This window comes from Stenotrophomonas sp. LARHCG68 (genome assembly GCF_052871705.1).
On record NZ_JBIXJV010000008.1, the window covers coordinates 127,761 to 151,447 of the forward strand.

The 23,687-nt window shown below is 61.4% G+C and carries 21 protein-coding genes and 1 pseudogene; 9 read left to right on the top strand and 13 right to left on the bottom strand.

Features of this window, described 5'->3' with window-relative positions:
- Positions 1-10: 10 nt before the first annotated feature.
- Complete coding sequence (locus tag ACIPR8_RS19150) at positions 11-925, top strand: alpha/beta hydrolase family protein (protein WP_446542036.1); 915 nt, start codon at positions 11-13, stop codon at positions 923-925.
- 312 nt (positions 926-1,237) lie between these two features.
- On the opposite strand, the gene ACIPR8_RS19155 is transcribed toward ACIPR8_RS19150, so the two are convergent.
- Complete coding sequence (locus ACIPR8_RS19155; RefSeq protein ID WP_446542037.1) at positions 1,238-2,728, bottom strand: aldehyde dehydrogenase family protein; 1,491 nt, start codon at positions 2,726-2,728, stop codon at positions 1,238-1,240.
- Positions 2,729-2,830: 102 nt separating this feature from the next.
- Positions 2,831-3,574 (bottom strand): MipA/OmpV family protein, encoded by a 744-nt coding sequence (locus ACIPR8_RS19160; RefSeq protein ID WP_446542038.1) that lies wholly within the window; start codon positions 3,572-3,574, stop codon positions 2,831-2,833.
- A gap of 171 nt (positions 3,575-3,745) precedes the next feature.
- Between ACIPR8_RS19160 and ACIPR8_RS19165 the strand changes: the two genes are divergently transcribed.
- Both ACIPR8_RS19165 and ACIPR8_RS19170 read left to right on the top strand, forming a co-directional pair.
- On the top strand, positions 3,746-4,408 hold the full coding sequence (locus ACIPR8_RS19165) for a response regulator transcription factor (RefSeq protein ID WP_446542039.1): 663 nt from the start codon (positions 3,746-3,748) through the stop codon (positions 4,406-4,408).
- On the top strand, positions 4,405-5,763 hold the full coding sequence (locus ACIPR8_RS19170; RefSeq protein WP_446542040.1) for an ATP-binding protein: 1,359 nt from the start codon (positions 4,405-4,407) through the stop codon (positions 5,761-5,763). The genes ACIPR8_RS19165 and ACIPR8_RS19170 overlap by 4 nt, the downstream gene beginning before the upstream one ends.
- A 556-nt stretch (positions 5,764-6,319) precedes the next feature.
- Here the strand turns inward: ACIPR8_RS19170 and ACIPR8_RS19175 are convergent.
- The 8 genes from ACIPR8_RS19175 to ACIPR8_RS19210 all read right to left on the bottom strand — a co-directional run bounded on the left by ACIPR8_RS19175 (position 6,320) and on the right by ACIPR8_RS19210 (position 13,608).
- On the bottom strand, positions 6,320-7,144 hold the full coding sequence (locus tag ACIPR8_RS19175) for an SDR family NAD(P)-dependent oxidoreductase (RefSeq protein WP_446542041.1): 825 nt from the start codon (positions 7,142-7,144) through the stop codon (positions 6,320-6,322).
- 34 nt (positions 7,145-7,178) lie between these two features.
- Positions 7,179-8,258 (bottom strand): NADP-dependent oxidoreductase, encoded by a 1,080-nt coding sequence (locus ACIPR8_RS19180; RefSeq protein ID WP_446542042.1) that lies wholly within the window; start codon positions 8,256-8,258, stop codon positions 7,179-7,181.
- Between the two features lie 12 nt (positions 8,259-8,270).
- Positions 8,271-9,167, bottom strand: coding sequence for an alpha/beta fold hydrolase (locus tag ACIPR8_RS19185; RefSeq protein WP_446542043.1), 897 nt, complete (start codon positions 9,165-9,167; stop codon positions 8,271-8,273).
- Positions 9,168-9,252: 85 nt separating this feature from the next.
- A complete protein-coding gene (gene acuI, locus ACIPR8_RS19190) occupies positions 9,253-10,239 on the bottom strand; it encodes an acrylyl-CoA reductase (NADPH) (RefSeq protein ID WP_446542044.1) in 987 nt (328 codons plus the stop codon).
- A 36-nt stretch (positions 10,240-10,275) separates the two neighbouring features.
- Positions 10,276-10,569 carry a putative quinol monooxygenase gene (locus tag ACIPR8_RS19195; RefSeq protein ID WP_446542045.1) on the bottom strand — a complete coding sequence of 98 codons (294 nt, stop codon included), beginning with the start codon at positions 10,567-10,569 and terminating at the stop codon, positions 10,276-10,278.
- 69 nt (positions 10,570-10,638) lie between these two features.
- Entirely contained in the window at positions 10,639-11,427 is a 789-nt protein-coding gene (locus ACIPR8_RS19200; RefSeq protein WP_446542046.1) for an SDR family NAD(P)-dependent oxidoreductase, read from the bottom strand.
- A gap of 57 nt (positions 11,428-11,484) precedes the next feature.
- Positions 11,485-12,579, bottom strand: coding sequence for an alkene reductase (locus ACIPR8_RS19205; RefSeq protein WP_446542047.1), 1,095 nt, complete (start codon positions 12,577-12,579; stop codon positions 11,485-11,487).
- 51 nt (positions 12,580-12,630) lie between these two features.
- Positions 12,631-13,608 carry an alpha/beta fold hydrolase gene (locus ACIPR8_RS19210; protein WP_446542048.1) on the bottom strand — a complete coding sequence of 326 codons (978 nt, stop codon included), beginning with the start codon at positions 13,606-13,608 and terminating at the stop codon, positions 12,631-12,633.
- Here ACIPR8_RS19210 and ACIPR8_RS19215 point away from each other — a divergent pair.
- From ACIPR8_RS19215 to ACIPR8_RS19225, 3 genes are all read left to right on the top strand, one after another.
- A complete protein-coding gene (locus ACIPR8_RS19215) occupies positions 13,607-14,239 on the top strand; it encodes a TetR/AcrR family transcriptional regulator (RefSeq protein WP_446542049.1) in 633 nt (210 codons plus the stop codon). The genes ACIPR8_RS19210 and ACIPR8_RS19215 overlap by 2 nt on opposite strands.
- Positions 14,217-14,669 carry a MaoC family dehydratase gene (locus ACIPR8_RS19220; RefSeq protein ID WP_446542050.1) on the top strand — a complete coding sequence of 151 codons (453 nt, stop codon included), beginning with the start codon at positions 14,217-14,219 and terminating at the stop codon, positions 14,667-14,669. Before ACIPR8_RS19215 ends, ACIPR8_RS19220 begins: the two co-directional genes overlap by 23 nt.
- A 113-nt stretch (positions 14,670-14,782) precedes the next feature.
- Positions 14,783-15,745: an aldo/keto reductase gene (locus ACIPR8_RS19225; protein WP_446542051.1), complete on the top strand. Its 963-nt coding sequence runs from the start codon at positions 14,783-14,785 to the stop codon at positions 15,743-15,745.
- A gap of 584 nt (positions 15,746-16,329) precedes the next feature.
- Here the strand turns inward: ACIPR8_RS19225 and ACIPR8_RS19230 are convergent.
- From ACIPR8_RS19230 to ACIPR8_RS19240, 3 genes and pseudogenes are all read right to left on the bottom strand, one after another.
- A pseudogene (locus tag ACIPR8_RS19230) lies at positions 16,330-16,599 on the bottom strand (transposase); the annotation flags it as partial.
- Positions 16,600-16,816: 217 nt separating this feature from the next.
- Positions 16,817-17,713: a tyrosine-protein phosphatase gene (locus ACIPR8_RS19235; protein WP_446542052.1), complete on the bottom strand. Its 897-nt coding sequence runs from the start codon at positions 17,711-17,713 to the stop codon at positions 16,817-16,819.
- A gap of 17 nt (positions 17,714-17,730) precedes the next feature.
- Entirely contained in the window at positions 17,731-20,019 is a 2,289-nt protein-coding gene (locus ACIPR8_RS19240) for a TonB-dependent receptor (RefSeq protein ID WP_446542053.1), read from the bottom strand.
- Between the two features lie 123 nt (positions 20,020-20,142).
- On the opposite strand from ACIPR8_RS19240, the gene ACIPR8_RS19245 reads away from it, so the two are divergent.
- The 3 genes from ACIPR8_RS19245 (at position 20,143) to ACIPR8_RS19255 (ending at position 23,583) form a co-directional block, all read left to right on the top strand.
- Positions 20,143-20,787 (top strand): TetR/AcrR family transcriptional regulator, encoded by a 645-nt coding sequence (locus ACIPR8_RS19245; RefSeq protein ID WP_446542054.1) that lies wholly within the window; start codon positions 20,143-20,145, stop codon positions 20,785-20,787.
- Between the two features lie 540 nt (positions 20,788-21,327).
- Positions 21,328-22,290: an SDR family NAD(P)-dependent oxidoreductase gene (locus ACIPR8_RS19250; protein WP_446542055.1), complete on the top strand. Its 963-nt coding sequence runs from the start codon at positions 21,328-21,330 to the stop codon at positions 22,288-22,290.
- Positions 22,291-22,389: 99 nt separating this feature from the next.
- The gene (locus ACIPR8_RS19255; protein WP_446542056.1) at positions 22,390-23,583 is read left to right on the top strand and encodes an MFS transporter; all 1,194 of its coding nucleotides are present in this window, start codon (positions 22,390-22,392) and stop codon (positions 23,581-23,583) included.
- Positions 23,584-23,687: the final 104 nt, after the last annotated feature.

Sequence of the window (23,687 nt, forward strand, 5' to 3'; positions counted from 1 at the left end):
TGGCGATGATATGCTCGGTTTCAATCCAACTGTGAGCCGCCTTATGAATGGACAGGAGGTCATGATTCGTACGGAGGATGGGGCGCAGGTAGCGGCAACCGTATGGGCGGCTGCACAGCCACGTGCAGTCGTCTTGATTCAACCCGCAGTAGCGGTCACGCAGCGCCTGTACAGGCAATTCGCTCAATTCCTTGCTGCGCACGGCCTGACGGCGGTGACCTACGACTATCGGGGAACGGGTCGCTCACGACCTGCATCCTTGGTGGACTACAGCGCCGATATGCTGGACTGGGCCACGAAGGACGCCCTTGCGGTGAACGAATGGGCGAGGGAGCACTTCCAAGGTCAAGCATTGCTGGCCGTCGGGCACAGCCTTGGCGGCCACGCAGTTGGTCTGACCTTGGCGAGCAATCTGCAGGCGGCCATGCTCATCGCCAGCCACGCCGGAGTTTCTGCGACGATACGGGGTGCCTGGGAACGCGCACGTGTTCGGTTCGTGATGCGCATTTTGGCGCCGGTGGCGTGCCGCATCTTCGGGTACATGCCGAACAAGCGCTTGGGCCTTGGCGAGGATGTGCCGGCAGGTGTCATGCTCCAATGGGCGCGATGGACCCGGATGCCTGGATATTTCTTTGATGACCCGTCGGTAGCTGCCGCCGACCGATTTGCGGCCGTCGCCATTCCGCTCGCCGCGATAGGATTCACTGATGATCGATGGGCTAATCCAACCGCCATCGAATTGCTCGTTAGGCACTTCACGGGTACTCATGTTGAGCGCTGGACCGTTGCGCCCAAGGATGAGGGGCTAGCAGCGATTGGCCACTTTGGCTTCTTCAGATTGGGTCCTGATTCTGAGCTATGGAATAGGGCTTGCAGCTGGCTGATCAGCCAGGTTGGTGGGGAGGTAGTGGGCGAGGGCATATGAAGGCCCGATACGCGGTTGCAGGCCCGGCTGGATATCGTCAACTGTATCGAGGGCTGTACAATCGGCAGTGCCTGCACTCGGCCAATGGTTGGCCCATTTGCTGGTGTGGGAGAGTGCTCGCCTGGCTGCATGCTTGCTGTGTACGTGGTAACAAGGCAGGGTTCCTCTGGCGCCTGCCGTTCCCCAAAATTACGTCCCTCACGACATTGCGCGATCAACTGAGCTACCAGCTGATCGCGTGTCTTGGGCAGTGCCCCTGCTTCGGAAGGGCTGGTGCAAGACGTCTCTTAAGGCTTCATAGGATTAAAGCTCCTATGCAAAATTGATGTGTATATTTTTCTCTCTGGTGAAAGCAAGGAGCTCACCTAGGCATTCCTCCCGGCCAATCCCGGATTGTTTCATGCCGCCAAATGGCGCGCCAAGAAAATGCTTGGCCACGTCGTTGATCCACACAAAACCTGCCTCAACGTCCTGGGCCAATTGATTGGCATCTTGCAGGTTGTTGGTCCATATGGAGCATGTCAACCCAAGGTCTAGTTGATTTACCTGTCGAATAAGGTCATATTTGTCATTCCATTTGATTATGGAGAGCACGGGGCCAAAAATCTCTTCCTTGGCGATTTCCATGTCCGCCGTTACGTCCGCAAACACAGTAGGTTCAAAAAACCAGCCGTTCCCTAGTGATTTATCTGCAGGCCTCGCGCCGCCAGCGACAAGTCTTGCCCCTGCTGCCGTTGCTCGCTCAACATGTCCTGCCACGCGGTCCAGTTGAGCCTTTGATATCAATGCCCCCATGGTGGTTTCAGGGTCTGATGAAAGGCCAGGTCTAAATCGAGTGACGCATGATGCGACCTTCTCGACCACATCATCATATATATCGCTATGAATGAATGCCCGGCTTGTTGATCCGCATGATTGCCCGCACCATTCGAAATTCATGCCGCGTACCATTGCGTCGGCAATTTGGTCTGGATCAGTATCGGGTAGGGCTATAAGGGCATTCTTCCCTCCCAGCTCAAGGAGCACGGGCTTTATGGTCTCCGCTGCCGAACGCATTACCGCACGCCCCGTGGGTACACTCCCAACTACGGTGATCATTGAAACGCCGGGATGTTGTGAGAGGGCGGCGCCGGCCGCCCCTGCCCCAGACAATACATTGAAGACGCCAGGCGGCAATAGCTCGCCGAAGAGATCGGCTAGCCGCAAAGCCGAGAGGGGGCTTTGTTCAGATGGCTTGATGATGACGGCATTTCCTGCTGCCAACGGTGCCGCGATTTTCCCCGCGCACGTCAGGAGAGGGTGATTGAACGGGACTATTCGCGCGACAACGCCATAGGGTTCCCGTGTCGAAAAATTCAACGCCCCGGGGCCCATGGGTATTGAGCTTCCCTTCATCTCGGTAACAAGCCCCGCAAAGAAGTCCAGCAGCGTTGCAGCCGCTGCCACATCTTCCCGCAACATTCGTACGGGATTTCCACAATCCAAGGCATCGAGAAGCGCCAGCTCATCCGTCCTATCCCGGAGTATGGCGGCCATTTCTCTAAGTATCTTTGCCCTGTCGAGAGGTTTGATCTGGCGCCATTGCTTGAATCCTTCTCGGGCGGACTCAACGGCCAAGTGGACATCGCGCTCGTCAGCTTCTGCAACTTTGCACAATTCATTCCCGGTGGATGGGCAATACACCGTTCTTAACTCACCCCCGATGGGGGCATGCCAATTTCCGCCATAATATAGTTTGCGAAAACGGGGCAGCATTTCTTGCCAAGAGGATGCGTCGGCTTTAAGTTTATCTTTGCCTGTCATGCGGGAATGCTCCTGTGCGTCTTTCTCGTTGCGGCAATTTATTGTGCGATGAGGGTGTTTCATTGGAAGAACTTCCATGGCTGCCAAGTCGGACAGGTGCCGTCAGAATGCGTAGATCACGCCTACGTTGGCAAAGACGTTCGTCTTGCGCTCGGTCAGCGGGCTGTCGCTGGCATCGCCCAGCAGGGTGTTGACGGCCAGTGTCGTCACTGCGCTCCAGCGCGCATCGATGCGATGGACCCAAGTGCCGAAGAGCGCTACGGACTTGAAGCCGGATGTGGGCGAGTACGCTTCCAGCCCCGCGCGGCTGCGTGCCGCCTGCGAGGGCGTCACGCCGAACCAGGTCTGCATGGCATCGTCGTTGGCCCATTGTGTGCTTGCACCCAAGGTGAGACGGTTGTTGGTGGCACGCCAGGCTTCGTAGGTGGCGCGCAATTCCAGTGTGCCGCCGTAACTGCTACGGGCGGCCTGCCGATAGGCCGCCATCACCGAATAGGAGCCGGGAGACCATTCGATGAAGGCGCCATAGGTGGCGTGGAAGTCGATGTCGTCCAGCCCTTCGGTGCGGTCGGAATCATCCGCTTTCCGCCCCAGTGCCATGCCCACGAACGCGCCAGTGGTCCAATCAGGGCCCAGATCGATCTTCAGACCCACGGCCGGCAGCCCGGCGCGAGGAGAAACAAAGAAGCTGCCCGATTCGTAGTTGATCAGAGGCACGGGCAGGGCGCGGTATTCTCGCGAGCCTTCGTATACCGGCACAGCCCCCACGCCTAGTCCGATAAAATTGGCGTTACTGTCATCGGCTTGTGCCTTGCCTGCCAGGGTGATCAGCAGGGCTGAGATCATTGTCCGTCTGCTTGCTAAAATCCGTCGCATCATCCCATTGTTTCCCATGCATTGGCGCGACGGGCACGCTGCCTCGTCGTTCTTCTGATCACATTGTCGGCTTGAATTTTTAATAGTTTCTTAAGGCAGCTATAGCATTCTCTAACCTCGCTTGATTACCTTGGAGTGCCCTTGCGCATCCTGCTAGTGGAAGACGACGTCATGCTGGGCGACGCGCTGCATACCGGCCTGACTCAGTCGGGCGCGCAGGTGGAGTGGGTGCGCGGCGTCGCACAAGCAAAGCTGGCCTTGGTGGTGCATGGCTTCAATGCGGTACTGCTGGATCTGGGGCTGCCTGACGGCAGCGGCCTAGCGGTCCTGAAACAACTGCGTGCCCGCTATGACGCCACGCCCGTACTCATCCTGACTGCGCGCGACCGGTTGAGCGAGCGCGTGCAGGGCCTGGACCTGGGCGCCGATGACTACATCGTCAAACCGTTCCAGATTGATGAGCTGCTGGCCAGGCTGCGCGCCGTTGTCCGGCGCAGCAGCAACGCTGTCGTGTCTGCGCTGCGTTGCGGCGACGTGGTCGTGGAGCCTGCACGGCGTGCAGTGACCCGGGGCGGCGTGGAAGTTGGCCTCAGCGCGCACGAGTACCGTACGTTGCTGGCGCTGATGGAGCGCATCGGCCACACCGTCAGCCGCGAGCAGCTCGAGATCGCCGTCTATGGCGACAGCGGTGCCATAGAAAGCAATACCGTCGCCGTGTACATTCACCAACTGCGCCGCAAGCTGGGTGACAAGCTGATCACCACCGTTCACGGCCTGGGATACCGTATCGAGGCGCCGCAATGAGGACACTGCGCAGGCAGCTCACCGGCACGTTGCTGCTGACGCTGATGCTGGCCTGGATCGCCATGTTTGCCTTTCAGCAGTACGAAGCCACGCGCTCGCAAACCGGCGTACGCGATCAATGGCTGCGCGACGTGGCCAACCAGATGCTGGCGTCGCTGCCGACCAGTCTGCTTGATAATGCGGCTCCCACCGAACGGTTTTCGTCGCCAGTGTTCGGCCATGTCGGCGGCGATAAAGTCAGGTTCCACGTCTGGTCGTTGGCCGACCAGCGATTACTGATGCGCTCACCTGAGTCACCCGCCCAGCCTTTGAGCAGAGGGTTCCGCGATGGCTACACCGACGTGATGGAGGAAGGGGCCGAGTGGCGCGTGTTCGCGCTAACCGACACTAGCGGTCGCGTGCAGGTACAGGTGGCCAAACCGTGGAGTGCCTGGCGCGCCCAGTCTTGGCATAGCCTCAAGCGTGGATTGATCATCGTCTCTGGCCTCTTCGTGGTGCTGGCGGCGGCGAGCTGCGCGGTGGTCGGTCACACCTTTCGCAAAGTCGACCGCTCCGGCAAGGTCATTTCGTGCCGCGGTCCGTTTGATCTGACCCCGCTGTCCTTGGTTGGCATGCCGGTCGAACTGCATCCCTTCATCCAATCGATCAATCAGCTGCTATTGCGCGTAAAAGGTGGAATGGACCGTGAGCGCCGCTTCCTGGAGGATGCTGCACATGAACTACGCACACCACTGGCCGCATTGAGCGTGCATGCTGAGTTAGTGGCGCGCAGTGTCGGGAGTTCCGATGCGGCGACATCCATCGAGAAGCTGCGCCTCGTCGCGCAGCGTACCTCGCGCCTGTCGGAACAACTGCTGGATCAGGCCCGCATGGACGCCATCAGCGATAGTGCTGACGCGCCTATCAAGATCGAACTGAACGCACTTCTCGCCATGTTGGTGCGGGATTGGGACATGGTCACCGCGCGTAAGCAGCAGCACATCCAACTCGATGTCCAGGCCTGTACTGTCACGGGACGACTCGACGCGTTGGGTGTGATGCTACGCAATCTACTGGACAACGCGGTCCGCTATGCGCCGGAGGGCGGACACATCGTTGTGTCCTGCGGAACGACTCCGGGCGGCTGCCCGTTCGTACGCGTGGCGGACGATGGCCCGGGCATCGCGCCCGCAGATCGAAAGCGGGTCTTCGACCGCTTCTACCGCGTCGCCGGCACCGCCGGCAGCGGCAGTGGCATCGGTCTGTCGCTGGTGGCGCAGATCGCCCAACAACATGGTGCCGACGTGAGCATGGGGCCGGGTTTGCGCGGTGCGGGCGTAGCACTGACGGTGACCTTCCCGTCCCCCACCGCTTGAAGTGTCTTCCTCCGATTATGGCCACCAGGTTTGATCAACTCGGCACCAGAATACTGGGTCGCCCAGAGTTGGGTTTGCTTCGAAACAAGCTAGCGCTCGACGCAATGCTGGAACGCATTGCCGATGCGCTCCTTGAGCGCGCAGCCCAATGCTGCGCGCTCTTCGTTCCGGTGGATGGCGACAGAGTGGGCTATGATCGCGCGGCAAGCCCGCCACCGTTTGTTGGTGTCGTCCCCGATGCAGCACGACTTGGCCCTCTACCGCGACGCTCCCATGTGGCTCCTAGCCCACATAGCCGCAGCCCCGCAAAACGGCCCGAAGTAGAGCTAACTCCCTGTCTCGTTTAGGCTTTCGGCCTCCTATCGATTTTTGTCAAGGGCTTGACGCCGGCCCTTTTTTGGCCCACAGTCCTTGCCGGCCACCCCGGATCAAGTCCGGGGAAGGTTCTTCGGGCCATCGCTTCGCGATGTCAAAAGTCGCTTCAGGCGATTTTTTGCGATGTCGCGCTCCATCGTCAGCCGCGCCACCCGCGTTTTCAACCGCGCAATCTCCACTCTCAAGGTTGGCTACGCGCGGGCAGCACGAACCGTGGCTGCCCAAGCACTTGAGACGCTATCCGCGACGCGAACCGCCGCGTCAAGAATCGCACGCCGAAGCAAGACAGCTTATTGAACAAACCTGGCACAACCGTGCGCTTGCCGCCGAGCATCGCGCGGATAGTGGCGTGAGCCACGAAATCCGCGCTGTTCATGGACGCGTTCGCGATCCGCGAGTAGTCGCCCCCGCCGGACTCGGCATGGAACGCGGTTTTGGTGCCGCCAGGGCAGACGCAGGTCACCGACAGCGGCGTGCCGTGGTGCTCGTCATGGAGGGCCTCGCTGAAGTTGCGCACGAAGGCCTTCGATGCGGCGTATAACGCCATGTGAGGCACGGACTGGTACGCGCCGGTCGAGGCGATGTTCACCATGTGCGCGCGTTCGGCGCTTGCCTTGTGCGAGTCGACGAAGAGCCGAGCGAGCGCAACGAGAGAGGTCATGTTGAGCTGGATAAGTTCCGCATCGCGCGCCCAGTCGACCTCGTCGAATCGGCGGAAATAGCCGAACCCGGCATTGTTGATCAGAATGTCGATCGGGCCACTGGCGGTAGCGGAGTCCCACAGCGTGCGCGCGGCATCGGGCCTTCCCAGATCGGCGGTGAGGATCTCGACCTTCACGCCTTTGCAGGTCGCGGCGACATCTTCGAGCGCGTCACGACGCCGCGCTGTAAGCACAAGATCAATGCCTAGCGCCGCGAGCTCGCGGGCGATAGCCGCACCGATGCCACTGGATGCGCCCGTCACGAGGGCGCGTTTGCCAATATTGACGCCTGTGTATGAACTCAAATCGTTCTCCTACCGTGTGGAGCAGCCAAGGAACTCACTGTCCGAGGCGGCCATACGATGACTGATTCGGAAGGGGCCTGGCCGCAGACGCGGGCCAAGGCATGAACAGCAGATAGATCATTTGCACCACGACTTTGCCCTTGGCACGCCCACCGTCCACGTAGGCCAAGGCTGCATGGGTGTCCTGGAACTGAAATATCTTGTCGATGACTGGGCGGATTGCACCAGCTTCGACGAGGGAAGTGATCTCGCACAGCTGTGCCCCATCCGCACGCATGAACACAAACGTGTACTGACTGCCGGCTTTCTTCGCCTTGTGGCGGATGCCATAACTCAGCAGGCGCAACACCTGCTTAAGCGGCCAGGCCAGTCCTCGCGTGCTGGCAAACGCCGGGGTAGGGGGGCCGGAGATGGAGATGAGATGCCCACCCGGCTTGAGAATCTGGAGTGACTTGTTCAGTTCGTCGTTGCCAAGGCTGTTGAGCACCACATCGTAATCACGGAGCACGGTGGTGAAGTCATCCTTCCTGTAGTCGATGACGACATCCGCTCCCAGTGACTTCACCAGATCGATGTCGGCCGTGCTCGTGGTCGTCGCCACGAATGCCCCCAGATGCTTGGCCAACTGGATGGCAACGGTCCCGACGCCGCCGGAGCCGGCTTGGATGAAGACCTTTTGGCCCTTTTTCAGCTTTGCGGTTTCAACCAGCACCTGCCAGGCGGTCAGGGCGACCAGGGGCAGGGCGGCGGCCTCGCCCATGCTGAGATTGCCGGATTTGAGCGCCACCGATGACGCCTTGACAGCGATGAACTCGGCAAACGTGCCGATGCGATCATCATCAGGGCGCGCGTACACCTCGTCGCCGGGATTGAAGTTGCGGACACCTGCACCGACCCGCACCACCGTACCGGCCAGGTCGTTGCCCAGGATCAACGGCAGGCGATAAGGCAGGATCAGCTTGAACTCACCGCTCTTTATCTTGAGATCCAGCACGTTGACGCTCGCCGCGTGGATCCGGATCAGAACGTCATCGTCCCCCACCTTCGGCTCGGGCATTTCGTGGAGGTGGCCAGTCTGTTTCTTCCCATATCGGTCGATAATGAATGCTTTCATGAGGGCTCTTCTTCAAGATTGTTGAATGACGGGAGTTCGGGTCGTCCCGCCCGCATGCTGACGGTCGTCACTGGATGGTCGCTCATTGAGGAAGCCGAGCGCCTTGGATACGAACTCGTTGTGATACTGGAAAATCCCGCCATGCCCGGCATCTTTGTAGATGACCAGCTGTGAGCCGGGGATCCGGCGCGCCAGGTCATGACTGTTCACGGTCGGCACCATGATGTCGTTGTCACCATTGGCGATCAGGACCGGGATTCGGATGCCGCCCAGATCCTGAGGCGCCTGCCGCCCCCACGCCTTGATTGCCTTCAATTGTCGGAGGAAGGCACTGGGCGTCGGCCCCTTGTCCCGATCTGCCTTGCGCTCTTTCAGTCGCTCCAGGAAGGCTTTCGCAGCTCGCCGGCCATTTGCCGTGGAAGTGAAGAACAGGTAGGTCTTGGGGTCCCGCAGGGTCAACAAGCCTTTGAGCATGAGCGGCCAGGAAACTGCCCCGACCTTGTCGATGCCTTTGCCGCCTGCCGGCCCTGTCCCGGTCAGGATGAGGCGATGCACCAGGTCAGGGGCCTTGAGCACGATGTCTTGCGTCACGAACCCGCCGAGGGAGAAGCCAAGCAGATCGACCTTCTCGAAACCCAGCGCCTCGATGAGCGCAATGACGTCGCGGGCCATCGCCTCGACGGTCACCGGGGCGGTTCCACCCGACGCGCCGATGCCGCGGTAGTCGATCGCGATGACACGATGACGGCTGGCGAGTCCGTCAACGATTCGCGGATCGAAATTGTCCAGGACCGCGCCCCAGTGGTTAAGCAGGAACAGCGGTATGCCGCCCCGGGGTCCCAGGTCCCGATACGCGAATGCGGTCCCACCGACATCCATGGTTTGGGTGGGGGAGTCGGTGTAGCGCATGTTCGATCCTCGGTGCTGAATCGGTAGGGAGCATCGTGTTTTCACAGTGCTTGCCGGGGTGCTGAAATGGCGTCAGATGTGTCGGTTATGCATTTACATCGACGACCGTGCGGCCTTGCACCTTGCCTGCGAGTACCTGGCTGGCCACTTCAGGAACCTCTGCCAAGCCAATCACTCTGGTTGTCCGCGCCAGCTTATCCAGAGCCAGGTCAACGGCCAGGCGTGCCCAGGCCTGAAGCCTCGACTGCTGAGGCGCATTGACCGAATCGATGCCAGCCAGGGTGACGTTGCGCAGGATGAAGGGCAGGACCGATCCGGGCAGATCCGCGCCCTGGGCGAGTCCGAAGGCTGCGACCACGCCGCGATACCGGGTCTGCGCCAGTACGTTTGCCAGGGTATGGCTGCCGACCGAGTCGATGGCACCTGCCCAGTGCTCTTTGGCGATCGGTGCGCCCGGTGCGGACAAGGTGTGCCGGTCGATGATCTCGTTGGCGCCAAGCGCACGCAGGTAATCGGCTTCATCAAGGCGTCCGGTCGAAGCGACCACGCGATAGCCGAGTTTGGACAGCAGCGCGATTGCCACCGATCCTGCGCCGCCGTTGGCGCCGGTCACCAGAACATCGCCGTGCTCAGGCATCAGGCCGCCGTGTTCCAGCGCCAGCACGGACAACATGGCGGTGTAACCTGCGGTCCCGATCGCCATGGCATCCCGGGTCGAGAAGACTTCAGGAACCTTGACCAGCCAATCGCCGCTCACTCGCGCCTTCTGTGCGAAGCCGCCATGGTGGGTCTGGCTCAGTCCCCAGCCATTGGCCAGCACGCGGTCGCCGGCCGCAATGCCAGGATAGCTGGAGGCTTCCACGACGCCGGCAAAGTCGATGCCTGGAATCAGCGGAAACCTGCGGATGACAGGCGACCGGCCACTGAGTGCCATCGCGTCCTTGTAGTTCACCGTCGAGTACTCGACCGCGACGGTGACATCGCCTGGCATCAGGTCCTGGTCCTTGAAGTCGACCAGGCTGGTTAGAATCGTTTCGCCCGTCTGGCTGGCGACTAGTGCTTTGAATGTCATGGTTCTTTCCTGGACAGGTAGTCGCGGCGCGATTCGTTAGATGATCTCGCCCAACTGAAAAACCTTGGGTTCGCCGGCCAGCAACCGCGGCGCCTTCGCAAAAAAGGCCTGGACGTCGGGCTTCTGCCGATGGGCATCGGAATCGGCCTTGCTCTCCCAGATCTCGTAGAGAATCCAGGTCGTCTCGCCCACCACTTGGTGGTCGTTGAAAGTGACGACCCCTTTGTCCTTGCGGGTCCCGGCAACGTTCTCTCGGACCAAAGTGGCGAACTCGTCGGCATGCTCCGGCTTCACGGGGAAGATGACGCATAGTGCATAGGGCTCAGACATGGTGTTCTCTGTTATTTGAGATGAATGGGCTTGGTTCCATTTCGGCCGAACAGCTCAGGGCGCGTCTTTTCAGGACGCCACCCGATAGCGGTCGGCCACATGTGCCTGCCGCAGGTCGGAAAGAAGGCCGCGTCGCGCGGTATCCAGCGCTTCCCAGGTCGCCGCGTCATGCAGCGGCGGGATGGTGACTCCTTCACGGCGGTCGAAGCCGACCAGTGCCGCGTCGACCAGTTCGTTTACGTCCATCAATTCGGAAAGCGTGTTGACGTCGATGCTCGCGCGCTCCCAGATCTCGGTGCGCGTGCCAGCAGGCAACACCGCCTGCACGTAGACGCCCTTGGGCGTGAGCTCCAGGCTCAACCCCTGGGACAGGAACAGCACGAAGGCCTTGGTCGCGCCGTAGACCGACATGCCGAACTCGGGCGCCAGGCCGACCACCGAACCGATGTTGACGATCGCGCCTTTGCCGGCCTGCGCCAGGCGCGGTGCGATGGCGCTGGCCAGCCTGACCAGTGCGGTGGTGTTGAGGGCGACAAGGCCGGCGACCGCGTCGGTCGACTGGTTGATGAACGGGCCGGACAACGTGGCCCCGGCGTTGTTGATCAGGGTTTCGATGCTGGCGTCCTCGCGCAGGCGCGCCTCGACTGCGGCCAGGTCGCCCGGTTGGGTCAGGTCGGCAGTGAGAATGTCGACGCTGGCGCCGGTTTCTTCGCGAAGGCGGGCAGCGAGAATTTCCAGTCGCACCTTGTCGCGGGCGACCAATACAAGGTCGTGGCCGCGGCGTGCGAAGCGATCCGCATAGATGGCGCCAATGCCGGTTGAAGCGCCCGTGATGAGAACTGTGTTGCGAGTGGTCATGAGTCATCTCTTGTTTGAAAGACGGGCCCATGCCGCGACTTGCGGCATGGGCTGTGCTTATTGGGCGTTGGAATCGCCGAGGGCCGGGTAGTCGATGTAGCCGGCCGCGCCCCCGCCATACAGCGTGGCGGGGTTCAGCGCGGCAAGGGGAGCGCCTGTCTCCAGCCTTTCGACCAGATCGGGGTTGCTGATGAAGGGGCGACCAAATGCGAACAGGTCGGCCTTGCCCTCGCGCAGGCGGGAGTTGGCCAGATCGAGGTCGTAGCCGTTGTTGGCCAGGTAGGTGTGCTTGAAGCGGCTGCGCAACGCATCGAAGTCGAACGGCGCGACATCGCGTGGGCCGCCGGTGGCGCCTTCCACCACATGCAGATAGACAATACCCAGCGCGCTGAGCCGCTCGGTGATGTAGTCGTACTGCGGTTGCGGATCGCTGCAGGAAATACCGTTGGCCGGCGAGACAGGAGAAATGCGCACGCCGGTGCGGTCGGAGCCGATTTCCTTGACCACTGCGGCCGTGACTTCCAGCAAGAGGCGGGCCCGGTTTTCAATGGAGCCGCCATACGCGTCGGTCCGGGTATTGGCGCCATCTTTGATGAACTGTTCCAACAGGTAACCGTTTGCGCCGTGGAGTTCGACGCCATCAAACCCTGCGGCAATTGCGTTGGCTGCGGCCTTGCGGAAATCCTCAACGATGGCCGGGATCTCATCCAGGGTCAGGGCGCGTGGCTCGGAGACGTCATGAAAACCATTGTTGACGAAAGTCTTGGTCTCGGCACGAATCGCCGAGGGTGCGACCGGAGCAGCGCCATCAGGCTGCAGATCGACGTGGGAAATACGACCGACGTGCCACAACTGGACGAAGATCCGCCCGCCCTTGGCGTGAACGGCGTCGGTCACTTTGCGCCAGCCGTCGATCTGCTGCTGCGTGTAGAGACCGGGGGTGTCCTGGTAGCCCTGGGCCTGTGCTGAGATCTGCGTGGCCTCCGTAATCAACAGGCCGGCCGAAGCGCGCTGGCTGTAATAGATGGCGGCGTGTTCACTGGGAACCAGGCCCGCACTCGCGCGATTACGCGTCAACGGCGCCATCACGACGCGGTTGGAAAGTTTGATTGAGCCCAGGCTATAGGGCTCGAAAAGCGTTTTGTCAGTCATGATCTATCTGCTGTGTCGTTGGTCAGGGAGGAATGAGGATGTGCCCAGAACTCACTCTTCCAGGAACTGGATCGCGTGTTTCAGGAAGCGCTCGGGGTACTGGAACTGGGCACCGTGCCCAGCGTCGGGGTAGATCAACAGCTGTGCGTTGGGAATGTTCTGCGACAGATGCCAGGCGTTGATCGTCGGGATCATCACGTCATGGACACCATTGAGGATCAGGGTCGGCTGGGTGATCGCGCTGAGGAAGGCGTAAGGGTTTTCGCCCGGCAGCGGCTGCAGGTAGGCGGCATGAGCCTCGGCCTGCGCCTGGGCGACCGCCATCGAACTGGGTGGGTCCTGCTCCACACGCTGGTGGCGGCGCGCCCAGAAGGCCAAGCCTGATTGCCTGGCAGCCTCCGAGCGACCGAAGAACAGATACAGGAAGTCCTCCGCAGTCGGCACTGGATTGGGCGCGACCTCCAGCACCTTGGGCTCCATCTTGGGATCACCACCCCGTAGCCCTGTCCCCAGAAGAAGCAGCTTGCGGACCAGTTGCGGGTGGCGCAGTGCAACTTCCTGAACCTGGAAGCCACCGATCGAGAATCCCAGCAGATCAACCTGGGGCAGACCCAAGGCCTGGATCACCGAGGCGATGTCGTCGGCCATGTCCTCGATCCGGTTGCGGGGCGTGCCGGTCGAGGAGGCAATGCCGCGGCCGTTGTAGAGGATGACTTCACGGCCCTCAGCCAGGCCATCGGTCAGCAGTGGATCCCAGTGGTCCAGGCCTCCACGGAAATGCTGGACGAACAGCACCGGGGGCTGTCCGCTGGAGGGGTTCCCCCAGCGGCGATAAGCGAACTTGTCGCCGCCTGCCTCGACGAAGCGGGTAGGCGCGGTCAGGTGTGTGTCGGTCATTTCCAGGGTCCTCTCGGAGGTAACTTTTACAACGATGTCGATCATCATCTTTATTGTCAAGCTTTGATGATGTTCGACATCAATGTATAGTGGCGCCGTTACTGATGGCATATCCAGAGAGATCCAGGGCATGAAGGTCACCAAAGCGCAGGCGCAAGCGAACCGGGCGCGCATCGTTGAGACGGCTTCCCATCTGTTTCGCGAGCGGGGCTATGACGGCGTCGGAATCGCCGATCTCATGGCTGCCGCCGGCTTCACTCACGGCGGCTTCTACAAGCATTTCGGGTCCAAGGCCGACCTGATGGCGGAAGCGGCGCGCTGCGGCTTTGAGCAGGGCACCGCCAAGGCGGAGGGCTTCGATGCACAGGCATTCGTCAGCTACTACCTGTCTCGAAAGCACCGGGACGATCGTGCTGACGGTTGCGCGGTCGCCGCGCTGAGCGGAGACGCGGCGCGGCAGCCAGAGTCCACCAAGGCGGCTTTTGCGGCCGGCGTCGAAGGTATGCTGGAGACGCTTGCAAATGGCTCCGGCGAGCCAGCCGACGACGCGCTCGAAGGCGATCGCGCCAAGCGCATTGGCGTGATCGCGCAGGTTGTTGGCGCATTGATGCTGTCGCGGGCGTGTCCCGACGATTCGCCGCTCGCCGATGAAATTCTCGAGGCCTGCCGCACCGAAGTGCTGGCGCGGCTGCCCAGGCGGACGTCCTCGCACTCGAAAAGCGCTGACGGGAGAGGCAGTGATGCCACTTCTATACCTGGATGACCTGACACCGGGTCAGCGCTTCAACGGCACCACCCGGATCCGCATCGACGAGGAGCGGATCACCTCGTTCGCCGCCGAGTTCGACCCCCAGCCGTTCCACCTGGATGCGTCCGCCGCGGGCGCGTCCATCTTCCGTGGCCTCGCCGCGAGCGGCTGGCATACCGCGGCCGTCACGATGCGGCTGCTTGTGGACAGCGAGTTCAAGCCGGCCGGCGGCATCGTCGGCGCGGGATTCGATGAACTGCGCTGGCCCCTGCCTCTGCGGCCCGGCGACGAGCTGCGCGTGGAAAGCGAAGTGCTGGCGGTGCGGCCGTCCAAGTCGCGCCCGGAACAAGGCCTGGTCAAGCTGCGCACGACGACCTTCAATCAAGACGGGAACGCCGTGCAGCTTTCCGTGGGCAATCTGGTGGTGCCGCGGCGCATGCGGTGACAGTACCGGGCGTGATGCGACCAGGCGACAGTGACGACACCATTCCGATTTAAACAACGGAGCACAACATGAAATACACTCCCTTTGGCAAGACCGGCTTGCGGGTTTCGCAGGTGGCGCTGGGCACCGGCAACTTCGGCACGGGCTGGGGCTATGGTGCCGATCCCGATGTCAGCAAGGCGGTCTTCAACGCCTACGCCGAAGCCGGCGGCAACTTCATCGACTCGGCGGACGTCTACCAGTTCGGCCAATCCGAGGAACTGCTCGGCACCTTGCTGGAAGGCCGCCGCGAGGATTTCGTGCTCGCCACCAAATTCACCAATGGTGCCGCTCCCGATGCCAACCGGCTGGTCACCGGCAACAGCCGCAAGTCCATGGTCGCGTCCGTCGAGGCAAGCCTGAAGCGGCTCAGGACCGACCGCATCGACATCTATTGGGCGCACCATCCCGATGGCATCACCCCCGTCGAGGAAATCATCCGCGGCTTCGAGGACTTGGCGCGCGCAGGCAAGATCCTCTATGCGGGCCTGTCCAACTTCGCCGCCTGGCGACTTGCCCGGGCGGTGACCTTGGCCGAACTCACGCGCGCGGTTCCCATCGCGGCCGCGCAGTTCGAACACAGCCTGGTCCACCGCGAGCCCGAGGCAGATCTGTTCCCGGCCTCCCATGCGCTGGGGCTGGGTGTCGTGACCTGGTCACCGCTGGGAGGCGGCATGCTGACTGGCAAGTACCGACAGGGCGAGAAGGGCCGCGCCGAAGGTTTCGGCGGACGCGTGTTCCAGGCGGAGAACTCGGCGCAGCGCACGCAGGTGCTTGACACCGTGCTCGCCATCGCCGGCGAACTGGGTGTCAATGCAGGGCAGGTCGCGATCGCCTGGGCGGGCACGCATGGCGCGGTGCCGATCATCGGGCCGCGTTCCGTCACCCAGCTCACCGACAACCTGGGTGCGCTGACATTGGAACTGTCGCCGGAACAGATCAGCCGCCTTGACGCCGTGAGCAGCCTGGTACCGTCCGCGCAGGCCAGGGCGCCCGTTCCTTGGGCGGTTGGTGGACCCTCTCCTGTTGCCGCCTAATCCACGTTCGCTCAGTCAGCGAGGCGACGAAGAACACCCGGAACGCGCGGCACTTGATCGCGGAGCTTGGACAGGATGCCGGCAAAGCGCGAGCTCATCCTCTGACGCTCGATAACTGGAGCGGCACCTAGCCCGCTGGAATACGATTTAGATCAATGTGTGATGCTGCACGACCAGACTTACGACAACGGGCGTCGATGTGGCGTGCCTAATTTTGCACATGTCCGAAGCCCTTATAGAAGTCGGCCGGGGATTCGGGACTAGAGAGGTTGTGAGCAAAGCCACGCTGCTGAAGCCAAGATGAAAAGGCGGGTTTCTGCTGGTAGTCATCGTGGAACGCGCAGTCCGAAGCTGCGCGTTCTTCGTTCTGGAGGACGAAACCGACTAGGCTACGATGACGAAGTCAACTCGCCGCCTACTGGAAATCGTCCCCCGATGCAGCACGCTCCGGTTTTCAACCGCGATGCTCTTATGTGGCTCCTAGTCCACAACGTCGCAGCACTGTAAAGCGATTCCAGATAGAGCTAACCCTACGTCCCATATAGGCTTCGAGCCATCCGGTCGGTTTTACGAAATGCTTGACGTCGGTCATTTTTTAGGATGTCGCGCTCTTCAGTCAGACGTTTCACCTCGGCCTTCAACTGACGCACCTCGGCTGAGTCCCTGGGCGTCGGCAACATCGTCCCCTCTGGCGTGCCCGCCAAGGCCTCGCGTTTGGCCTTGCGGAGCCATTGGTAAAGGCTGTGGGATGAGACCCCCAGCCGCGTGGCAACCTCGGCCACAGCAAAGCCTCTTTCGGTAACCTGCTTGACCGCCTCGGCCTTGAACTCATCCGTGTACTGCTTGCTTGCCATAGACACCTCTCTCGCTTCCATTGATTATGGCTCTGAGATGTCTACGAAATCCTGGCCGGTCCATGGAGCGATGAACTTTGGATGCTCAGGGTCTGGCCATTCGAATGAGCCATGTTTGAGCCTAGGTACCACCTGTAGAAGGAATCGTTTTGCAACAGTTGCGCAGTACAGTTGATCAAGCGCTCTTGCCGTTCAGCTCCAGATGCGATTCCAATGATCAGCCCAATTGACCAAGACGCGCCTGCAGGCTTTGAATTTCAGCGTCGCTCAGGCCGATGGACTTTAGATAGCCCTCGGCACCACCATATTGCTCATACAGGGCATCGAGGAACATGCCCATGTTCTCCGGCGCGGTACCCGCCATGCCGGCCATCTTGCGGCCGATCTCCGGGTTCTGCTTGATCAGCGCCATGATCTGCGCGTTCATTGCGCTGTCCTTCGGCTGCCCTTCCAGGTAGTGCGCTGAGATCGCATAGTTGTGCACGATCTCGGCCTTCGGCACGCCGGCCAGGTCCAGCAACAGGCCGGCGATGATGCCGGTGCGGTCCTTGCCGGCCGTGCAATGGAACAGCACCGCGCCGTCCTGCTGCGCGGCGATGCGCTGGAACACCTGCTTGAACTGCGGCTGGCTGTGACCCAACCACTGCACATAGGCTTCGCCCAGCGAATCCGGGAAACTGGTCATCATCTTCTGCAGGTCCATCTTCTCCGTGCCCATCAGCGAAATGCGCTGATAGTCGAAGCGATCATCGCGGGCCAGCAGGTCCGGTGACTGTGCTTCCTCATCGGCGGTGCGCAGATCGATGTCCAGCTTCACACCGGCGGCGACGAGGGCATCACGGTCGGCATCGGTCAGGCGGCCGAGATCAGCCGTGCGCACGAACGCATCGGCCGGAATCGGGCCGTGGCGGCCTTGGAGGCCGGCGAACGTACGCACGTTCCAGGCGCCCTGCAGCGGAATCACCCGCTGCGCATCGGCAGCGACGGGCTTCACATTGGCGGAGGCCGTCGTCTTCGCGGCGACGGCCTGCGGCGCATCAGTGGCAACAGCCGTCGCGGCCATCGGCAGGCTCAGCATCAGGGCCAGGGCGAGTTCGGTATGGCGGGTCTTCATGGGGTTCTCCGTTCGAATCAGAAGTTGACGGCCACATCCAGGCCGAAGGTGCGCGGGTCGTTGAAGATGCCGCTCTGGCCCAGCGCCGCGCTGTTGATCTTGTAGAACAGGTGCTGCTCATCGAGCAGGTTGCGTGCCCACAACGAGAACGACATCGTGGTACCGGTGCTGTTGACCGGCACATCCACCAGTGCCACCCGTGCATTCACCACGAACGAGCTGTCGGTGAGCATCTGGTCGTACTCGCTGGTGTAGTAGCCATCGGACCAGTTGCCATCCACATGGAACTTCAGTGCCGAGAAGTTGGCGAACGGCACCAGGTAGTCGACCGACAGGCTGCCCGCATTCTTCGGGGCCAGCAGTGGCTGCACGGTCACCTGCACGCCCGCGCCGAACGGGTCCGTCGCGGTCTGCGCATCGATCTTCGTGTAGGCGTAGTTGAGGCCGAGGGTGAGGTTGTCCACCGGCATCACGTTGAACTCCAGCTCAGCGCCGCGCGACTTGCCGTCACTCAGTGCGTTGGTGGTGACCATGGTGGTGCGGGTCTCGCCGCTGTTCGGGTCGAACGGCAGCGAGAAGTCCATCTGCTTGTGCGCGATGGTCGAATCGAAGACGGCCAGGTTCAGGCGGGCACGGTTGTCCCAGAACTGCGATTTGAAGCCCAGCTCATAGGCGGTCACTTCTTCCGGGCCGAACGCGCTGTAGTTGGTCGAGCGCGAATTGGCACCGCCGGCCTTGAAGCCGGTGCTGTACTTGGCATAGACCATCGCGTGCTCGCCGAGGTCGTAGGCGATGTTGACCATCGGGTCGAAGCGGCTCCAGCGGTCCTTGAATGCAAGGTTCGTCGCAGCGCCATTGACGATGTACAGGCTGCCCTTCTTGTCATCACGGGTGTAGCGACCGCCGGCAGTAAGGTGCAGGCGCTGCAGTGCCTCGGGCGTCCACGTAGCCTGGCCGAACACACCCAGGCTGTCGGTCCACGCCTTGCTGGCGCGGTCGATCCGCACCCGTGAAAGATCCAGCGGGTTGGTCGCCGGGTTCACCGTATAGCTGTTGCCGCCCGGCCCCCACGCCAGCATGTTCGGGGTCTGCGCATTGTCGCCGGCGGTCTCGTGGTAGTAGAACGCACCGCCAAGGAACTGCACCTGCGAGGTGTTGCCGATCAGCTGGAATTCCTGGCTGTACTGGTGCTGGTAGACCTTCGCCAGGCTGTAACGCCCGAACGGCGTACCGGCGCCGCCGTAGGCCGAGATCGCATCGACCAGGCCCATGTCGAACTGGCCCTGGGTGAGTTCGCGATAGGAACTGATCGACTTCAGCTCCAGGTTGTCGTTCAGCGTCCACGACAGGTTCAAGAGATGGCCACTGGTCCGCCCGATGTTGTCTTCCTGCGGGCCGCCGAGGATGGCGCTGTCGCGGCGATCCTGGCTGGCACCGGTCTTCTGCAGCGGGCTGAGGTAGGCGCCGGGCACCAGCACCTGGGTGTGGTACGGCGTGGTGGCATCGTAGGAACGATCGAACGCATACAGCAGCGAGAAGTCATCACGGGGCTGCCACAGCGCGGTCAAGCGTGCGCCGCGCTTGTCGTAGCTGTTGAAGTCGCGCTCGCCGCGCATCGGATTGTCGGTGGTGCCGCCACGCCTAGCCTGCACCGCATCGATCTTGAAGCTGACGTCTCCCACCTTGGGCAGGTCCAGGTGCAGTGCACTGTTGTAGCCACTGAAGTTGGACACGCCGGCGCTGACGCTACCGCCGAATTCGCCAGTGGGCGCCTTGGTCACGATGCTCACCGCGCCGCCTTCGGTATTGCGGCCGAACAGCGTGCCCTGCGGTCCCTTCAGCACTTCGATACGCTCCACGTCGTAGAGCATGTTGCCCAGGCCCTGTGCGCGGCCCATGAACACGCCATCGACGTAGATGCCAACACCGGCATCGCGGGCCGGCTGGTTGGCATCGCCGGAGGCGCCAATGCCGCGGATGCCAATGTTCAGCGCCGAACTGCGGGTGGCGAACGGCGTGACCCGCAACGACGGAATGGAACCATCGGACAGGCTGCCCAGCGAGATCGCGCTGCGATCCTTCAGCGCTTCGGCATCGACCACCGACACCGAGATCGGTGTCTCCTGCAGGTTGGTGGCGCGCTTCTGCGCGGTCACCACCACCTGGTCGAGCGCGACCACGGTGCGGGCGGCATCGGCGGATGCCGTGGCATCGGTGCCGGGACTGTCTTCGGCATGGGCCAGCACCGGCAGCGCGGTGGCGATGGCGAGGGTGAGCAACGGGCGGTGCAGCGGGGCGTGGCGCATCGGGTTCTTTAGCGGAAGGAGAAGGCCGACTCATTCTGGGAGGCGGGGATTACAAATGAATGACCGTTCATTCGCGCCTTTAGTGGCGTACTATCCCGCCTTTGGATGCTCAGACCTCACGCAATGACGCCGAAACCCGCCGTAGCCACTCCCGCCGAAGACCCTGCCGTCGCCCATGCAGATGCCCAACGCAGACGCATCCTCGATGCTGCCCAGAAGTGCTTCATCACCCGCGGTTTCCACGCCGGTTCCATCGGCGATATCGCTGCCGAGGCCGAGATCAGCCAAGGGTTGATGTACCGCTACTTCGCCAACAAGCGCGCCTTGATCCTTGCCCTGATCGAGCGCCAGCTGCGGCACGACCAGGCCTCGATCAGCGAGATGCCGGCAGCCCCGGACCTGGTGGACGGGTTGCTGGAGTGCTACCAGCAATGGGCGCGCGGCGAAGTGCTGCCGATCCACGGCAACGCCATCGCCAGCGTGGCGCTGTATGCGGAAATCAACGCCGAGGCACACCGCGACCCGGTTCTGGCCGAAGTGCTGCGCAGGCATGACAAACAGACCTCTGCGGCCATCCAGGCCTGGTTGCGCGAGCGTGACGTGGCCCTCGGCCGAACGATGGACGCTGATCGGGTGGCGCATCGGGCTCTCTTGCTGCGCGTCCTCGTCGAGGGCTTGGCCATGCGCGCCGTGCGCGACCCGGACCTGCCACCGGAACAGGTGAGAGCCCTACTGGCAGAAGTACTTGCACGGGTGCTGGATGGCTGAGCGCGCAGGCCGCTGCAGGACACAAGTCCGCGGCTCAAGTACGGGTTAGCCGAACCTGTCCTATGGATTCTCTGCGCCATGAACTCAGACGATGCGCGCTCTTCTCCTCAATGGCCGCGTTCCGCTGAATGTCATGAAATCCCGCACTCCTTCGCAACGTCCCCTGGCCCTGATGATCTCTCTGGCCGTGCTGTCGCCCCTTCCAACATCGGCCACAGGTAGTTTCTCCCCTGAGTGCGATGCCACCAGCGAGCAGTGCAGCGAACCCCTCCCGGGCAAGTAGCGCATGGCTGTAAGGCGGCCTTGCAGTGCTGGGCCGCGGCGCTACTACAGGTGGCGGTGGCGGGCTGGCTGACTGACTGACGTCGGCGCCGGGAAGCTGCGTCAGGCCGACCGCTGCGCCGCATCTTTCAGATTGTAAAAGTTACAGAAATCGGACGATCTAGATGGGAATTTGGACTTCTATGCATTCACAGTACTGCACTCTGGCTCCAGACTGCTCCTCGTCGGCTCACTGTCAACCTTCGAGGACAAAAAGACATGCTCAACACGCAATCACCTATCAGATCGGGATTTGGACCTCGAACGACTGCCCAAGAAGTCCTGAAAGGACAAGATCTGTCTGGAAAGACCGCCATCGTGACCGGCGGGCACTCCGGCCTCGGCTTGGAAACTACGCGCGCGCTTGCTAGCGCAGGTGCCCGTATCGTAGTGGGGGCACGAAGTCTGGTCCCTGCTCGGGAAGCCATAGGCCAGATTAAAGGAGTGGAAATCTGGGAACTCGACCTGTCGGATTTGTCGAGTGTACGAAGGTTTGCCGAGACATTTCTTGATTTGGGTCGTCGCGCAGATATCATCATCAATAGCGCTGGTGTGATGGCGTGCCCGGAGACACGGGTTGGCCCGGGCTGGGAAGCTCAATTCGCCACCAACCATCTTGGGCACTATGCGCTGGTAAACCTGCTGTGGCCTGCACTAGTGGAAGGGGCCCGAGTCGTCTCGGTGTCATCTGCCGGACATCACTACTCTGCGATCCGTTGGGATGACGTGCAGTTTGACCATGGCTACGACAAGTGGCTGGCTTACGGCCAGTCGAAGACAGCCAATGCCCTGTTTGCTGTCCACCTGGATGCCATGGGGCGCTCGCGAGGCGTACGCGCCTTCTCATTGCACCCTGGCAGCATCATGACGCCTTTGCAACGGCATATCCCCTTGGAGGAAATGATTGCCTTGGGCTGGGCGGACGAAGCGGGCAATCCGGCTCATCCCGAAGCTCTTAAGACCCCCGAGCAAGGAGCGGCTACCCAAGTCTGGGCTGCGACCTCGCCGCAACTGACAGGCATGGGAGGGCTGTACTGCGAGGATTGCGATATCGCCGGTATGGCCGTGGGTGATGACAACTCCCTTGTCGGTGTCCGAGCGCATGCCATCGACCCCGATCAGGCACGGCGTCTCTGGGCGCTTTCGGCTGAGCTTACCGGCATCAACGCATTCTCAGCATAGTCCGTCCCGTCGTCGACGCACACACCGATGTCGGTTTTAGCCGGATCGCGCCATGGGCGAGTGTGATGTTCCCTCTTACTCGCAATCGGGATAAGTTCTATGCCATCGACCACCAGAAAGAACAGTATCGCGATATCCAGCATGTTCTTCATGCTCGGTCTTTGCTTTGGCAGCTTGACTTCGAGGATGGCAACGATCAAGGGCGGCCTTGCCTTGTCCGATGGCGTATTTGGAAGCGTGCTGTTCGCCATGGCGGTTGGCGTAGTGCTTTCGCTACCGGTATCGGGGTGGGCGATCGCGAGGTTCGGTAGCAGAGTTGTCGGCACTGTGGCCATCCTTCTCAACGCCATGCTGCTCTCTCTGATTCCCTTCGCCACCAATATCCCTGAACTGGCAATTCTGCTCTTCATCTCTGGCTTTTCATACAGCGCGGTGAACGTATCGAACAATACACAGGCCAGCATCTCGGAGGCGATCACAGGCAAAACGAAACTCCCGTTCTTTCATGGGTTGTGGGGGTTGGCCGGATTCGTTGGTGCCGGAATCGGCGCACTGATGATGAACTGGGACGCCACTGTGTTTCAGCACTTCGTGTTGATATCCGCAGTCGCCTTGGTGTCCTCACTCATCTGGTGGCGATTCCTGCACCATAAGCCGGAGATGGAGAAAACCGGGAAAGCATTTGCCATGCCCGACAGGTCGTTGCTCAATTACGGGCTGATCATTCTCTTCTCCATGACGTGCGAAAGCATCATGTATGACTGGACGGCGGTCTACTTTCAGGACGTCGTTTCTGCCGATCAGCGATTTGTCGGACTTGGTTTAACGGTATTCATGGGTGCCATGACAGTTGGCCGGCTCCTGTTGAACAGATTCGTAGATCGGGTTGGCATCAGAACGACGTTGCAATGGAGTGGGGTGCTGGTTCTGATAGGTATGACGATGACTATCCTGTATCCAGGGCTGGTGTCTTCGGTCATCGCGTTCTGTCTGGTAGGACTTGGCATTTGTACCGTCATTCCGCTGGTTGCGGGTGCTGCGGCCAAATCCTCCACCATGGCGCCAAGTGCCGCGATTGCGTCCGTTCTCACCATCGGATTCCTTGGCACGCTCGCCGGGCCGCCATTGATCGGATTTCTATCCGAGACGTTCGGTCTGCGCTATGCGTTCATCGTATGCGCGATGCTGGCTATTGGCATCACTTACCGAGCAGGGAAAATACCGGTGGCACCTCGGTCGTTGGATGCTGACCTTGAGATTGACGGTCTTAGCCGATCTGAGAGGCGGTCATGAGCCAAAGCCTACTTGGTCAAGCCTGCGACTTCCTCCGCTGTAAGCCTTGTTCTCATGCTGACGGGCCTTCTGGTGAGTCAAGGCATTCACTCTCGAACGCTTTG

Bases quoted from the DNA above. Each gene is read 5' to 3' on its own strand.
- ACIPR8_RS19150 (WP_446542036.1), top strand. From the start codon at position 11: ATGCTCGGTTTCAATCCAACTGTGAGCCGCCTTATGAATGGACAGGAG.
- ACIPR8_RS19155 (WP_446542037.1), bottom strand. From the start codon at position 2,728: ATGACAGGCAAAGATAAACTTAAAGCCGACGCATCCTCTTGGCAAGAA.
- ACIPR8_RS19160 (WP_446542038.1), bottom strand. From the start codon at position 3,574: ATGATCTCAGCCCTGCTGATCACCCTGGCAGGCAAGGCACAAGCCGAT.
- ACIPR8_RS19170 (WP_446542040.1), top strand. From the start codon at position 4,405: ATGAGGACACTGCGCAGGCAGCTCACCGGCACGTTGCTGCTGACGCTG.
- ACIPR8_RS19180 (WP_446542042.1), bottom strand. From the start codon at position 8,258: ATGAAAGCATTCATTATCGACCGATATGGGAAGAAACAGACTGGCCAC.
- ACIPR8_RS19185 (WP_446542043.1), bottom strand. From the start codon at position 9,167: ATGCGCTACACCGACTCCCCCACCCAAACCATGGATGTCGGTGGGACC.
- acuI (WP_446542044.1), bottom strand. From the start codon at position 10,239: ATGACATTCAAAGCACTAGTCGCCAGCCAGACGGGCGAAACGATTCTA.
- ACIPR8_RS19195 (WP_446542045.1), bottom strand. From the start codon at position 10,569: ATGTCTGAGCCCTATGCACTATGCGTCATCTTCCCCGTGAAGCCGGAG.
- ACIPR8_RS19200 (WP_446542046.1), bottom strand. From the start codon at position 11,427: ATGACCACTCGCAACACAGTTCTCATCACGGGCGCTTCAACCGGCATT.
- ACIPR8_RS19205 (WP_446542047.1), bottom strand. From the start codon at position 12,579: ATGACTGACAAAACGCTTTTCGAGCCCTATAGCCTGGGCTCAATCAAA.
- ACIPR8_RS19215 (WP_446542049.1), top strand. From the start codon at position 13,607: ATGAAGGTCACCAAAGCGCAGGCGCAAGCGAACCGGGCGCGCATCGTT.
- ACIPR8_RS19210 (WP_446542048.1), bottom strand. From the start codon at position 13,608: ATGCCCTGGATCTCTCTGGATATGCCATCAGTAACGGCGCCACTATAC.
- ACIPR8_RS19220 (WP_446542050.1), top strand. From the start codon at position 14,217: ATGCCACTTCTATACCTGGATGACCTGACACCGGGTCAGCGCTTCAAC.
- ACIPR8_RS19235 (WP_446542052.1), bottom strand. From the start codon at position 17,713: ATGAAGACCCGCCATACCGAACTCGCCCTGGCCCTGATGCTGAGCCTG.
- ACIPR8_RS19240 (WP_446542053.1), bottom strand. From the start codon at position 20,019: ATGCGCCACGCCCCGCTGCACCGCCCGTTGCTCACCCTCGCCATCGCC.
- ACIPR8_RS19245 (WP_446542054.1), top strand. From the start codon at position 20,143: ATGACGCCGAAACCCGCCGTAGCCACTCCCGCCGAAGACCCTGCCGTC.
- ACIPR8_RS19250 (WP_446542055.1), top strand. From the start codon at position 21,328: ATGCTCAACACGCAATCACCTATCAGATCGGGATTTGGACCTCGAACG.
- ACIPR8_RS19255 (WP_446542056.1), top strand. From the start codon at position 22,390: ATGCCATCGACCACCAGAAAGAACAGTATCGCGATATCCAGCATGTTC.